The sequence below is a fragment of the Prevotella sp. PTAC genome (assembly GCF_013166535.1).
Taxonomy (GTDB): Bacteria; Bacteroidota; Bacteroidia; order Bacteroidales; family Bacteroidaceae; genus Prevotella.
In genome coordinates, this window is record NZ_JABKKK010000002.1 from 244,382 (window position 1) to 257,643 (window position 13,262).

A 13,262-nucleotide genomic window follows, 5' to 3' on the forward strand; every position below is an offset into this window, starting at 1 on the left:
CGCGACGGCACGGAACCGAAAGGAACATTAAAAACATATTACTCTCACATAAAATTAGGTTATTTAACCACCCGCCGCTTGGCAGCGAACAAATAATGTCGTATCTTTGCACTATCAATTAGTAAAACACCATAAAACAAATAAAGCTATGGAAGTAAAGATTACAAACGAGAATTTCGAGACATTAAAGAATAGTGAGCAGCCGCTCGTAGTGGATTTCTGGGCTACATGGTGCGGTCCCTGCCGTATGATAGCCCCCATCGTTTCCGAACTCGCCGATGAGTACGACGGCAAGATAACCGTGGGCAAGTGTGACGTTGAGGAGAACGATGATGTGGCGGCCGAGTTCGGAATACGCAACATCCCAACCCTGCTGTTCTTCAAGAACGGCCAATTGGTAGACAAGATTGTGGGAGCTGCCTCAAAAGAGAAGATCAACGAGAAAATGCAAACCCTCCTCTGATTATGGCCGACTTTGAAGACGAGTTGCGGATGGACGAGGAGGAGAACGCACGCGAGGCGGAATTCATTCTCAACAATCTGCCGGCGGAAATAAAAGAGAAGTTCTCTACCGATGACATCCTGTACATGATGGATGCCATAGTGGAGTACTACTTCACCAGCGGAGTGCTCGATGCCGAAGGAGACAGCGACGGGTACATTGACATCGACCTGCAGAAAGTGGCAGAATACGTATGCAAAAAAGCAGAGGAAGACAAACGCGGAATATATGACCCCGACGAAATCTTCTTCGTGGCACAGGCCGATCTCGACTTTCAGGAAGGAACGGAATAATTTTCATAACGGTTTAAAGGAAAAGAGGAATGACAAGCTATCGCTGTCATTCCTCTTTCGGTTTGTCACGGCAAGGTTGCTACGGCATTCAATAACAAACCGTCATGGTTCGCAATAACGCTCATAATAATACGGCTGTATATTTCAATCCTTTATCAAAACAGTCCTTCCACTGTCTTCACGCTCGGCTATCTCCACCCTCAGAGCGTCTTCGGGCAACAGGTCTTCTATCAGTTCGGGCCACTCGATGAAACATAGAGCGCCACTGTAAAAATAGTCTTCATAGCCCATGTCGTACACTTCGTCGAGTTTCTTGATGCGGTAGAAGTCAAAGTGATAGATGAGTTCATCGGTGGTATCGCTGCGATACTCATTGACGATGGCAAATGTGGGCGATGTTATGACGTCCGTGACGCCGAGTTCCTCACACACTGCCTTGATGAACGTAGTCTTTCCTGCGCCCATTTTACCATAGAAAGCTATCACCGTGCTTTCTCCGAGGGCAGCCACAAACTCGTGGGCCGCCTCGCGGATATTTTCCAAATCGTTTATCTGTATTTCCATTTGCTTAATTCGTAATTTTCAATTTAACAACTGCATTTTCAGAATCCGCAACCAATCGTTGCGATACAAGCCTCATCACCGTTTCTTTCCTGTCATCGTCACCACAGGGATTATCATCTCTTCCATAGATATGCCGCCATGCTGGAATGTGTTTTTATAATAAGACACGTAGTAATTATAATTATTGGGATATGCGAAAAAAGAGTCACCAGTGGCGAAAACATAACTCGTACTGATGTTGGGAGCGGGCAACTGGGCTCGCCTCGGGTCTTTGATGACAAAGAGTTCCTTGCTGTCGTAGGCCAGGTTCTTTCCGAGTTTATAGCGCAGGTTGGTGTTGGTATTGCGGTCGCCGATTATTTTGACCGGCTTGTCTGTACGTATCGAGCCATGGTCGGTGGTGACAATCACTTTACAGTCTGTCTGCGACAGTAGCCTGAACAGTTCGGCTATAACAGAATGGCGGAACCAGCTCAGAGTGATGCTACGATATGCCGACTCGTTATTTGCCAGCTCACGGACCATCTTCGACTCCGTGCGTGCATGGCTGAGCATGTCTATGAAATTGAATACGACCACATTCAGGTCATTCCGCCCGAGATTTTTGAACTGTTGCATGAACTTCTCCGCTCCCGCAGAGTCGTTTATCTTATGATATGAATAGGTGTGACGACGGCGATAACGGTCGAGCTGCGTGCCGATGAGCGGTCCCTCATTGAGGTTTTTTCCTTCCTCCTCGTCTTCGTCAACCCATAGCTCGGGAAACATCTCGGCAATCCTGTTGGGCATCAAACCGCTGAAAATGGCATTGCGAGCATACTGCGTCGCGGTGGGAAGGATGCTGAAATACAAGTCCTCCTCTATGTCGAATGAGTCTCCTATCTCACCGGCTATCATCCGCCACTGGTCGTAACGGAAGTTATCAAACACCACAAGAAAAACCTTCTCGCCAGCGTCGAGTGCCGGGAACACCTTGCTCTTGAACAGCTCGGGACTCATCATGGGGTGGTCCAAGCCCTGAGATGACGGATTAAGCGCGTCTACCCAATCGAGATAATTCTTCTTTATGAACTTGGAGAAGCCGTTGTTGGCCTCTTCTTTCTGCATACAAAGCATCTCGGTCATGCTGCTTGACGTGCCGCTAAGTTCCAACTCCCAGTGCACAAGCCTGCGGTATAAATCAATCCAATCCTGATATGTGCGGCAGTCGCTTATCTGCATGGATATCTGTTGGAAATTCTGTTGATAGCCACTCTGCGTCACCTCCGTCACAATCTCCTTGCGATGTATGTTTTTTTTCAGGGCAAGCAATATCTGATTGGGATTAACCGGCTTTATCAGATAGTCGGCAATCTTCGAACCTATGGCCTGGTCCATGATGTTCTCCTCCTCGCTCTTTGTCACCATCACCACCGGAACCGCGGGAGCAATCTCCTTTATCCGTTGCAATGTCTCAAGTCCGCTGAGGCCGGGCATCATCTCGTCAAGCAGCACAAGGTCAAAGCTCTGCTGACGGCACTGTTCGACGGCATCAAGACCGTTTGTCACCGTGACCACCTCATAGCCTTTCTTTTCAAGAAACAGCAGGTGCGCCCGCAGCAATTCGATCTCATCGTCTGCCCAAAGTAATAATCCGTTGCTCATCTGTAAAAGTCTTCATCAAAATCGAAACCGTCTGCCGGCGGCTCATTGTTATTATTGTTCGGCGGCAGTCCGATACCGTCGAAAAGTTCATCGGCATTGCGGGCGCCGGATCCGTTATCACTGCCGGCACCTTCGCCATCCTCATCCGCTCCGTCTTCCCCGTTTTCAGGTTGCTCTATGGTCTCCGGAATATCGAGCAGGGACTCATCGCTGACCCGCAACGGAGCGAACGAGCGCTCGAAGAACCGCTCATAGTCAACATAACTATACCGGATGCCAAGCAGCTTCAAGTTCTCCTCACTTATTATTATACGGCGACAACCTTTCAATCGCTCCGCCATATCTTTGTCTGAATAGAGACGGCGGGCATATTGCAGGGCCTCATCGTAATTCAGGAAACCGCTGATAAGCATGCGGCTGATTTCTCCGTCGTCATCGACGACAATATCGAAATTACGGACGAGGAAATTGGAAAAGTTGTATCTCGCCATCTCATAAAGCAGCTGATTGGAATTGACAGAGTCCGGACGGAACGCAAGGAGGAACACGAAACCGGTATTCCTCTCCATGCTCAACGTATCGGTGGCTGTGGAGTCACTGTCGGCGGACACCCCGCGGCGAGACCATATATCGCCTATATCAAACTTGCCGCCATGCAAGCGCCTGCCGGCCTGCACACCTTTTATTATCATCCCGGCCAGTTCGGTAACCTCACTGTCGGGATATTTCTCCACCACTTCTTTCATATCGGCCACACACGCCGCAGCGTCTCCGTCGTTAAGATGCCCCAATCCGTTGATGAAAATGAACTTTGGACGGTTTATTCCGAGAGGGAACCGCTCGGCAGAAAGTCGTGCGTTCGCTTTGACCTCATCATACCTGTCGGCCTTGAAGGCATCGTATGTAGCGGCGTAGAGCGAATCTTCTATATGAACGCCAAAGCGGGCGTTCTCGGCAAAATAAGGATCGCTAAGCAATATTGTCCATTTGCTGTCGGGATAAGTATCGCGCAGACGAGCAAGGCAGTGTTCGGCCATGGCGGTATCGCCACGACGTGAATAAATAAGAAACAGGTGATACCACGCCTCGTCGTTTCTGTCATAGTCGGAATACTGTCCCGTGAGCCGAGTGAGCGCTTTCTCGCTGAGAGTGAGATTATCGAGTTTATCCTTGAAAATGACTCCTGAGTTGAACAGCCCGTCTTTTATTATATTGTCGCTTTCAGCCTTTTGTTCTTCCGTAAAAGGAATCTGTGCCATATAATACTCACGCTTATGGGGATCGTCAGCCACGCTATCGGCCGCCGCCCCGAAAACATCAGTAGTCACACTGTCGGTGGCAATGGAGTCGGAAACAGCCGTATCGTCAGAAAGTTCATCGACATTATTATCCACACCGGCCTCCGTGTCGGCGGCAAGATTTACCACGGTGCGGTTGACACGCTGCCAATCGTCCGTATTCTCACGCTTTCCCCACAACCGTTGAAATGCCGCCTTACCCTGATTTACGACCATCGGATTGTAAAAATACCACTGTCCAGACTGATTTACAGGAGCCGCAGGGGTATTACCGGCCGCCTGGCTGTTGCCTTGCGAACCCTGCTGCTGCAACTGTTTTTCGACCTCAGCCTCCCGGGCGGCACGTTCTTCCTCCTTTTCCTTTTTCTTCAACGCCTCTATCACACGATCAATGGCGGCATTGCGCTCTGCCTCAGGCATTTTGGCCAATAGTTGAAGAGAGTCTTGCAGATGCACCGCCTCGGTATGGGGGACAAGCTCATCAAGAACCTTGGAACGCCGGGAGAGTTGCTCGTAGTCATCCCGTTCCTTATCGAGCAGGCCTATCGCCTCTCCATAGCAACGCTGGGCATCGGCATACCGCTCTTTCACCCAATAAAGATCTCCAAGTTTCAGCAACAGCACGCCTTTCTCTATTCCGCCACGAACGGACTTCTCATTACCTTTCTCGTATGCCGCAATGGCATTCACTGTATCGCGCTCGGCAAGATATATGTTGCCGATGGCATAATAAACCTGATCAAGATAATCCTTATTATTGTCTGAAACGGCCATGCGGCGCAACCGACGTATCATCTGCCTGGAACGTCCTGCCGCCATGACCTCGGTCTGGGCTATGCGGGCGTTGAACTCCAACTCATACGGAGGACTCTGCCGCACGACCTTGCGAAACGCCCTATATGCCTCCTCACGATTGCCAAGCTCGGTCTGGATCTGCCCCATGAGATACCACTGACGGGCACGCTGCTTGCGGCGCCGTTCATGTTTTATCACCCGTGAAAGATATTTCACCGCCTCGTCATATTGCCGTGCATGTATGTAATAGTCGGCATAGGCATAGTCCCAGTCTTTCACCGCACGATAATGCATAGTGTCACGCCGCATCTTCGTTATCACGTCCTCGGCATCGTAGAGCCAGTCGAGTTCGGCATAGCTTTTTGCCAGCCATGCACGGGCTATGCCGTTGATGGCCGGTTGTGTGGCATACAGGCGGGACATATAGGAGAATGTGGCGGCTGCCTCATCGAAATCACCTTTCTGAAACTGTGACTTACCGAGCAAAAGCCATGCCCTCCACAAGAACGGATTATACTCGCGGCGGTTGAGCCACTCTATATCCTTGGCTGTCTTGCGACGGCTCTTGGTCCATTCGGGACGCCGCTTGATGCTGTGCAGCTTTATGGCCTTCTCCGATTTCTCTATCGCACGGTCGAAATTGGTCTTGCCAAGATCGCGGCTTGCCTTGTTGCCAACAGTATAGAGAGGTATCATCTCCGTGAAATTATCCTTGTTGCCGCTCTCTTTGGCCAGCGCTCCGTCTATAAATGCCTGGCTTCCGTTATAATAAGTATTGTATCGGGCGTTGAACGAATGCCACCAACGGCTCTTGCCGGTGTTCTTCTGCGTGGAACAACCCACCACCACAAGCAGAACCGCGGCGGATAAAAGCAGGACTATATGTCTCGTTCTATGATGTGTCATCATTATATCTAAACTTCAGATATGTGGTTTTATTGTTTGCCAAAGGCTTTTCTTTTGACTCAACCGGCTATCAGAAGCATCATTTCATCTTTTATCTGGTCGGGTACGTTGATGCCCCGTAGCGAAAGGCTGCGACACCAGTCGGCCACTTCCTCCGGTCTCATGGAAAGCATCACGGCGCCAAACTCATCGGCCTCGTCATCCGTATATCCGTCAGAAGGTCTGCCGGAATATGCGTCAAGCTCCTCGTCATCGAAATATTCGGGTTCTTTCGCTGCCGCTTCGAGCATGCAGTCCATATTGCATTTAATGCCGCCACCGGCACATCCCGAGCAGTCTTGCCCGACTGTCACCACACCGCCGTCATCGTCTTTGCGATAGAACAGTTTTGCCATTACGGCGGTCAATACGCCAAGAACAACTATTGCCGCTGCTAAAACGAACATAAACTATGGGATTTACAGTTGGCGTATATCAAAGTCAACACGCCGCAAATCGTTCCAATACTGAGGATATGACTTGGTGACAACACCGGGATTGTTTATCCTCAGACCATCGATTTTCATCGAGAGAGGAGCAAAAGCGAGAGCCATGCGATGGTCTTCGTATGTGTCGATGACAGGTATCGGCTCGGCATCACACCGTTCTCCGGTCCATCTGAGTTCACGACCGTCTATTTCCTCTATGACATAACCGAGCTTGCGCATCTCAGTCTTCAATGCCTCTATACGGTCGGTCTCCTTTATTTTCAATGTCTGCAAGCCCTTGAAATGAAACGGTACGCCAAGTGCGGCACAGCAAGTGACAAACGTCTGGGCGAGATCGGGAGCATTGATGAAATCATATTCGAGACGCGGCACCATGCGACCGGTATTCTCTATTGTAACCATTCTCGGCACATCGGAACCGGAGACATCGAAAACAGTCTTCACTCCAAGCAGACTGAAAAGATATCTAACCGATGAATCGCCCTGCCTGCTACTGTCCGTCAACCCGGAAAGGGTAATCCTGCTGCCCGGCCCGCCAAGAGCGACCATCTCATACCAATACGATGCGGCACTCCAATCATTCTCTATATCATAATGACGTGCCGCATAAGGACGTGGTTTGACCTCTATAGTCCGATTATCTTTCCACACTGCATCCGCTCCAAAATCGCCCATCATGCACAACGTAAGGTCGATATATGGGCGGGAGATTATTTCGCCCGTGAGGTTGAGCGTAAGCCCGCTACGCATCACGGGACCTATCATCAACAGGGCGGAAATATACTGCGAACTGACGTTTCCTTGTATTTCAAGTGTTCCTCCTTCTATCTCTCCGCCGGTGATACGCAGCGGCGGGAAACCTTCTTCACCCACATACTCTATGTTTGCGCCAAGACGACGGAGAGCATTCACGAGCACGCCAATCGGACGATGGCACATACGGTCTGTCCCGGTGATGACGTGCGTACCCGGACGCACTGAAAGAAAGGCTGTCATGAAACGCATTGCCGTGCCGGCAGCCTTGATATCAATGACATCAGGCATGTCTGTAAGAGCTTTTACCATCACATCGGTATCATCACAGTCTGACAGATTGCAAGGTATCACATCGCCACCGGCAAGAGCGCTGATGACAAGGGCACGGTTACTGATGCTCTTAGACGACGGCAAGTCTATCTCTCCTACAATCTGCTTCGGGGCGGTCAGTTCATATTGCATGTTGTATATGGTTTTCTTTTTAATCTTAATAAATAATATGTATTACAAAAAAACACGGAATGAGCGAAATGAAACCCACTTCAAGCAACCGGGCATGATCATCAACCTGCGCCGAGACGCGCTCTGTCTCATCCGATGATGGGGCAAATCGAGAGAAAACATAGTTGTCTGAAGCCACCGAAATGCGCCTATCTCGTGCAAAGATAGCCTAAATAGAATACACGGCAAAGGAAATAACATTAATTAATTAGCACACTGAATTTCCGTTAATCACAAGACAGGCGTCACAATATTTCTCTCGCAATCCAAGCACATGCCTCAGCATCGGCCAGTGCGTGATGATGCCGAGCGAGATTATAGCCGCACTCGGCCGCCACCGTTTGCAGCTGATGATTTGCCAGATACGGAAAAGTCCGGCGTGACGCCGAGTACGTGCAATGAAACAGATAGTCGGGATAGTCCATCTGATAGCAACGGAACACGGCTTTCAGGCATCCTTCGTCAAAGGATTTATTATGGGCCACAAGCGGCAGACCGGCTATCAACGGTTCTATATCCGCCCAAACTTTCGGAAACACGCGCGCTTCCTCTGTATCGTCACGGGTGAGTCCGTGCACCCGGGTACACCAATAGTTATAATAGTTTGGCTCAGGCTGAATAAGCGAATAGTACGTATCCGTTATCTCACCATCCCTGACTACAACCACACCTACAGAGCACACGCTCGTGCGCTCATTATTGGCTGTCTCGAAATCTATCGCCGCAAAGTCTCTCATATATATCCACGCATTTAACAGTTCAAACCAAACGATTGAAGGTCTGCCGGCATTTTACTTCTTATCTCACTTTAATCCAAAGAAATCCAAATCCGGATTTTTCATTATCACCTCAAACATATCACGCAGTGTGCATTACTTTCATCACTGGCGAATGGTGCCTCCTTATCTCTCCGAGTAATAAAGCGCACGAACTTAGAGCGTATCATACTCTCGGTATCTTTTGCGCAATCATCATCCGGGTCGAATTCTGTTACCATGAATTTACCTACACTACCGCATTTGCCGTCGTTTACCATAAAATCACAGCTGTCATAGTCTCTCTCCACCAAGACTTACGGGATTTGCAATCTTTGCGACCAAACGCTCTTTCCATACCAAAGCAACTTTATTATTAACATGTGTCACACATTATAATCCGCTTTGCGCAACCACCGCGTTTTAACAAAAGAACCGATAAACAGAACCCACATTGCAAATTTAACCATTTCCATGGAATTACGAACAGAAAGACAAATGTTTAATAGCATGAGGAATGGAAAAAGCGGCACACAGCAGGATAAATAGCCGACGGAGACACCGTATTTTAAAAGACATAAGCGAATAGTGGAAAAGATATTCAAAAGCAGGAAACAATAAAAAGAGCGTCTTTATGATGCCGCAATTAAACCATACATCATGTATGTCCGTCTAATAAAAACGGGATTTGAAATACTACTATCACTAAAACAATATCATAATGAACAAACTGTCAAACTATCGTTTTGCCGCGCTTGCATTATTGTGTTGCGCGGCCATGCAGCTTCACGCACAGGATCCGCGTGAACGCTATTACTACTACGAAGTGCTTGAACCCAAACACGAATACAAGCCAAAAGTAGACGGGTATGCAGCCGAAAGGATCACGGAGAAACTCAACCGCGGGCTTACAGCCGTACCGGCCAAGGACGGAAAAAGCGTATATCTCAGCTGGCGGCTGCTTGCCTCCGATGGCGATGGCGCAGCATTCCACGTCTACCGTAAGACAGGAGGCAAGACAAAACGTCTCACACGCAAACCAGTCACGACAACATGCGACTTTACAGATAAGGCTCCGACGGCAAAAGCTGTGTATAGCGTGAAAACAGTAAAAGGCAACGCCGATGAAGGACGGATTGAGGTTGAACTCGCAAAACTAAAGCCTTACACGTCAATCAAACTGAAAGATAACGACCGGGCCGGAAAAATCGCATTGGCCGACCTAAACGGTGACGGCACTTACGACTACATAGTGCGCACCCCTTCGAGCAACGTAGATCCAGGAATGCCAGGCGACAAGACCGGAATAACCTATAAGATATCGGCCTATCTCAACGACGGCACATATCTGTGGACATACGATCTCGAGCCGGGCATAGAGCCGGGAATATGGTATTCGCCTTTCGTTGTCTACGATTTCAACGGCGACGGACGTGCTGAGGTAGCGCTAAAGACTTCCGGCTCCGACTTTATCAAAGACCCGAAAGGCCGTGTGTGCGGCGGCAGTGAGTTCATGACAGTACTTGACGGCATGACAGGTAAGGAAATAGCTTCCGTGCCGTGGCCCGAACGTAACGACCGATATGGCAACCTGGTACGCCAGAACCGCAACCAGATGGGCGTGGCATTCCTTGACGGCAAGACTCCTTATATTCTCGCGGCGCGCGGCACTTACAAACTGATGGTGGTCGACGCATGGATGCTTAAAGACGGGAAACTCACTCGGGCATGGCGCTGGGACGGTGACGAGGAGAACCCGGTGATACGAAGCATGGGGGCGCACAGCATGGTGACAGGCGATGTGGATAACGACGGGCGCGACGAGATACTGCTCGGCTCGTGCATGCTCGACGACAACGGTACGGCACTATGGTCGTCGGGACTCGGTCATAGCGACAAGGCTTATCTGTGCAAGTTGCGTCCCGACTGGGAAGGGCTACAAGTATTCCTGGCTATTGAGCCGAAAAAAGAAGACGGAAGAGGCGTATGCGTGGTTGACGCCAAAACAGGACAACAGATATGGAATATCGGACATACTACATATCACGTGGGTAGCGGTATGGTGGCCGACTTCAATCCCGAATGGCCCGGAATGGAATGTTTCGCCGGCGAGGATCGCAAGGGTGGCAGCACGGATAAGTATCTGCTGACAGCAGACGGAAAGAAAGTGGAGACAAAACAGGGCGGAGTACCGGGAACCCACCCCTGGCTGTGGTGGGATGCCGACTTGCTTCGTGAGACTATAACCCGCAGCGGCAATAACGGTAACCGCAACAGCGGCCGCTGGACACAAAGTGTGTGGAAATGGAAAGGCGAAACGCTGACAGAAGACATCGAAGGCAGCATATTAATGACGGCTGACATTGACGGCGACTGGCGCGAAGAGATTATAACGGCATTGCCGGGTGAGTTGAGAGTATACCGCACCGCCATTCCGGCACGTGACCGCCGCGTCACACTCATGCAGGATCCGCTATACCGCAGCTATATAATGCACGGCAGTATAGGATATCCTCAATCACCGGTCACTTCATATTACTTAGGAGAATAAGCTTGAATAGAGAGCCTGCGTCATTCATGCCGGCTCTCTATTATAAGTTTTATTGAAATATCTGTCTTAAAATCATCTATAAAAATATTATTTCTTTATTTCATATTTTACCGTCTGACTCCACGAAACATCTATTTTTCATATCTGAGATAAAAAAACACCGACAAAATTTGCATCTTTCGTCTATTATAAGTAACTTTGCACCCGCATTAAGGATATTACATACTTAATCGGGATGTAGCGCAGTTGGTTAGCGCACGCGTCTGGGGGGCGTGAGGTCGCAAGTTCGAGTCTTGTCATCCCGACAAAAACCTGCATAAATCGTTGTAGAACAACTCTTTATGCAGGTTTTTGCTTTTAATGGTCGGACAGAAGTCAGACAACACATATCTATCGAGTATTAACGTATTTCTTTTCGTCGCTGAAAAGAAATAAAAAAAATGCCCACAACCGAAAAAATCGCAATTAATGAAATAAAGGGATATACACCCCCTTTATTGTCAATGGGAAAACAAAATTCTGTTTATTTCTACGCATTCGAGCCCGTCAGCGGCACAATGAAGCGTAAAAAGATTATGCTTGACCGAATAAAAGGCAAGGCAAAGGTGCGTCAAGCCGGGAAAGAAATAATAAAGCGGCTTACTGACAAACTCATCAGTGGCTGGAACCCGTGGATGGAAATAAAGTGTCCGCTTGAATACACGACATTCACGGACACTGTCGAGAAGTACAAAGAGTATCTGGCGAAACCCTACAAAGAGAACGACCTGCGCGAGCAGACCTTTAAAAGTTAGGCAGGTTGGACATTTGGGTGATGGATTTCGTGTAATCAGCTGATTTAATTATCTTTGCGAAGATAATTATTGATATGGTTAAAAAAATGCTTTTTCTGCGGGTCTAAAAATGTGGTCAGTAACGGTCTGAGAGGCCGTACCCAAAGATATAAATGCAAGGGCCGTCGTTTTGATGGCGGTATAAGGCGCGATAAAGCTAAGGTTATCATCGACTATTTAGAGGGCAAACAGACGCTGGAACAGCTTGCGACCAAATATGGTGTCTGCGAAAAGACCATACGCAGGGATCTGGAGGGAATGCGGTATATCCATAAGATCGCAAAGCATAAGGATGTGACCGTACAGATGGACACCACATATTGGGGCAGGAACTTTGGTCTTATGGTTATTAAGGATGCTCTCCGGGGAATTGTCTTATGGCACAAGTATGTGCGTCATGAGACGGCTGCCCAATATGTGGAGGGAATCGAATGGTTGAAGAGCGACGGGTTCCGGATATACGGCATTGCGATTGACGGCATGAAAGGACTGCCACAGGCATTGAAACCGATACCTGTACAGATGTGCCAGTTCCACCAGATGCTCATAGTCCGCAGGTATCTGACTCAAAATCCGGACATAGAGGCTTCGCGGGAGCTGCTGAACCTGATAAACATCATCGCAAAAACCGATAAGGAAAGTTTTTGCGGAGCTTTCAATGAATTGTATGAGAAATACAGGGATGTTGTCAATGAACGTGTCCACGATAAAAGAATCAAGCGTGTCACACCTCCATATATGCGACCCAAACTACGCAGCGAATATCTGAGCATAAAACGCAACATCCCTCTGCTTTGGACTTTCTATGACCATCCGGAAACAGGACTTCCAAATACCAACAATGCCCTTGAGGCTGTATTCTCTGATTTGAAAACCAAGGTTCGGGTTCATCGGGGGATCAGCAAGGAAAACAGAAAGAAACTCATAGATGAATATCTCAAAAGACACTATTAGGACACCAAATACAGATTGATTACCGCTCTGTTATCACCCCAAATGGCCACTCAGCACTTTTGCTATGCAATCCATCACCAAAAATGTCCAACCTGCCATAAACTACAATCGGCGCCATGACCACCAAGACCATGGGATCCCTCAATATATTCCCGCCGCCCCGGCTCACAGTACCGCTCGACATAAAAAAGAGTCCCCGGCTGTCGGATGCTGTTAATCCGACAACCGGGAAATCACGCCGAGCGCATCAGGTACACATGATACGGAACGACACGCTCACTTGAAAACCAACGTCTTGAAAAGCCTCAGGACGGTATCGTCATCAAGAAGACGGGAGGCCTCGAAGCCGCCGCCGAGGTAATAGGCGCTTATCTCACCGGAGGAAGTGCGCACGAAATAACAGTCGGAGGAGGACAAGGGGG

Annotated in this window: 12 protein-coding genes and 1 tRNA gene; 6 read left to right on the plus strand and 7 right to left on the minus strand. The window is 48.9% G+C overall.

The genetic code is table 11. From position 1 onward, the window contains the following. Positions 1 to 148 precede the first annotated feature (148 nt). Positions 149 to 463, plus strand: a complete 315-nt coding sequence (gene trxA / locus HPS53_RS02725; RefSeq protein WP_104369526.1) for a thioredoxin — start codon at positions 149 to 151, stop codon at positions 461 to 463. Positions 464 to 465: 2 nt separating this feature from the next. After that, on the plus strand, positions 466 to 795 hold the full coding sequence (locus tag HPS53_RS02730) for a hypothetical protein (protein ID WP_104369527.1): 330 nt from the start codon (positions 466 to 468) through the stop codon (positions 793 to 795). Between the two features lie 144 nt (positions 796 to 939). On the opposite strand, the gene tsaE is transcribed toward HPS53_RS02730, so the two are convergent. The 7 genes from tsaE to HPS53_RS02765 form a co-directional block, all read right to left on the minus strand. Next, positions 940 to 1,359: a tRNA (adenosine(37)-N6)-threonylcarbamoyltransferase complex ATPase subunit type 1 TsaE gene (gene tsaE / locus HPS53_RS02735; protein WP_172204196.1), complete on the minus strand. Its 420-nt coding sequence runs from the start codon at positions 1,357 to 1,359 to the stop codon at positions 940 to 942. Positions 1,360 to 1,434: 75 nt separating this feature from the next. Continuing rightward, a complete protein-coding gene (locus HPS53_RS02740) occupies positions 1,435 to 3,003 on the minus strand; it encodes a PglZ domain-containing protein (protein ID WP_104369529.1) in 1,569 nt (522 codons plus the stop codon). After that, entirely contained in the window at positions 3,000 to 6,002 is a 3,003-nt protein-coding gene (locus tag HPS53_RS02745; RefSeq protein ID WP_172204226.1) for a tetratricopeptide repeat protein, read from the minus strand. Before HPS53_RS02745 ends, HPS53_RS02740 begins: the two co-directional genes overlap by 4 nt. 59 nt (positions 6,003 to 6,061) lie before the next feature. Continuing rightward, positions 6,062 to 6,448 (minus strand): hypothetical protein, encoded by a 387-nt coding sequence (locus HPS53_RS02750; protein WP_172204198.1) that lies wholly within the window; start codon positions 6,446 to 6,448, stop codon positions 6,062 to 6,064. A gap of 12 nt (positions 6,449 to 6,460) precedes the next feature. After that, the gene (locus HPS53_RS02755) at positions 6,461 to 7,708 is read right to left on the minus strand and encodes a 3-phosphoshikimate 1-carboxyvinyltransferase (RefSeq protein ID WP_172204200.1); all 1,248 of its coding nucleotides are present in this window, start codon (positions 7,706 to 7,708) and stop codon (positions 6,461 to 6,463) included. 284 nt (positions 7,709 to 7,992) lie between these two features. Continuing rightward, positions 7,993 to 8,484, minus strand: coding sequence for an exonuclease domain-containing protein (locus tag HPS53_RS02760; RefSeq protein WP_172204202.1), 492 nt, complete (start codon positions 8,482 to 8,484; stop codon positions 7,993 to 7,995). A 107-nt stretch (positions 8,485 to 8,591) separates the two neighbouring features. Next, entirely contained in the window at positions 8,592 to 8,813 is a 222-nt protein-coding gene (locus HPS53_RS02765) for a hypothetical protein (protein WP_172204204.1), read from the minus strand. Positions 8,814 to 9,223: 410 nt separating this feature from the next. Between HPS53_RS02765 and HPS53_RS02770 the strand changes: the two genes are divergently transcribed. From HPS53_RS02770 to HPS53_RS02785, 4 genes are all read left to right on the plus strand, one after another. Beyond that, positions 9,224 to 11,053 carry an FG-GAP-like repeat-containing protein gene (locus HPS53_RS02770; RefSeq protein ID WP_172204206.1) on the plus strand — a complete coding sequence of 610 codons (1,830 nt, stop codon included), beginning with the start codon at positions 9,224 to 9,226 and terminating at the stop codon, positions 11,051 to 11,053. Positions 11,054 to 11,284: 231 nt separating this feature from the next. Beyond that, positions 11,285 to 11,358, plus strand: a tRNA-Pro gene (locus HPS53_RS02775). 198 nt (positions 11,359 to 11,556) lie between these two features. Beyond that, the gene (locus HPS53_RS02780) at positions 11,557 to 11,847 is read left to right on the plus strand and encodes a hypothetical protein (RefSeq protein WP_172204208.1); all 291 of its coding nucleotides are present in this window, start codon (positions 11,557 to 11,559) and stop codon (positions 11,845 to 11,847) included. Between the two features lie 111 nt (positions 11,848 to 11,958). Beyond that, entirely contained in the window at positions 11,959 to 12,840 is an 882-nt protein-coding gene (locus HPS53_RS02785) for a DeoR family transcriptional regulator (RefSeq protein WP_172204210.1), read from the plus strand. The last annotated feature ends 422 nt before the right edge of the window (positions 12,841 to 13,262 follow it).

Excerpts from the sequence above, each read along its gene's own strand:
- HPS53_RS02745 (WP_172204226.1), bottom strand. The coding sequence starts at position 6,002 with ATGACACATCATAGAACGAGACATATAGTCCTGCTTTTATCCGCCGCG.
- HPS53_RS02740 (WP_104369529.1), bottom strand. The coding sequence starts at position 3,003 with ATGAGCAACGGATTATTACTTTGGGCAGACGATGAGATCGAATTGCTG.
- HPS53_RS02730 (WP_104369527.1), top strand. The coding sequence starts at position 466 with ATGGCCGACTTTGAAGACGAGTTGCGGATGGACGAGGAGGAGAACGCA.
- HPS53_RS02780 (WP_172204208.1), top strand. The coding sequence starts at position 11,557 with ATGGGAAAACAAAATTCTGTTTATTTCTACGCATTCGAGCCCGTCAGC.
- HPS53_RS02770 (WP_172204206.1), top strand. The coding sequence starts at position 9,224 with ATGAACAAACTGTCAAACTATCGTTTTGCCGCGCTTGCATTATTGTGT.
- trxA (WP_104369526.1), top strand. The coding sequence starts at position 149 with ATGGAAGTAAAGATTACAAACGAGAATTTCGAGACATTAAAGAATAGT.
- HPS53_RS02755 (WP_172204200.1), bottom strand. The coding sequence starts at position 7,708 with ATGCAATATGAACTGACCGCCCCGAAGCAGATTGTAGGAGAGATAGAC.
- tsaE (WP_172204196.1), bottom strand. The coding sequence starts at position 1,359 with ATGGAAATACAGATAAACGATTTGGAAAATATCCGCGAGGCGGCCCAC.
- HPS53_RS02750 (WP_172204198.1), bottom strand. The coding sequence starts at position 6,448 with ATGTTCGTTTTAGCAGCGGCAATAGTTGTTCTTGGCGTATTGACCGCC.
- HPS53_RS02760 (WP_172204202.1), bottom strand. The coding sequence starts at position 8,484 with ATGAGAGACTTTGCGGCGATAGATTTCGAGACAGCCAATAATGAGCGC.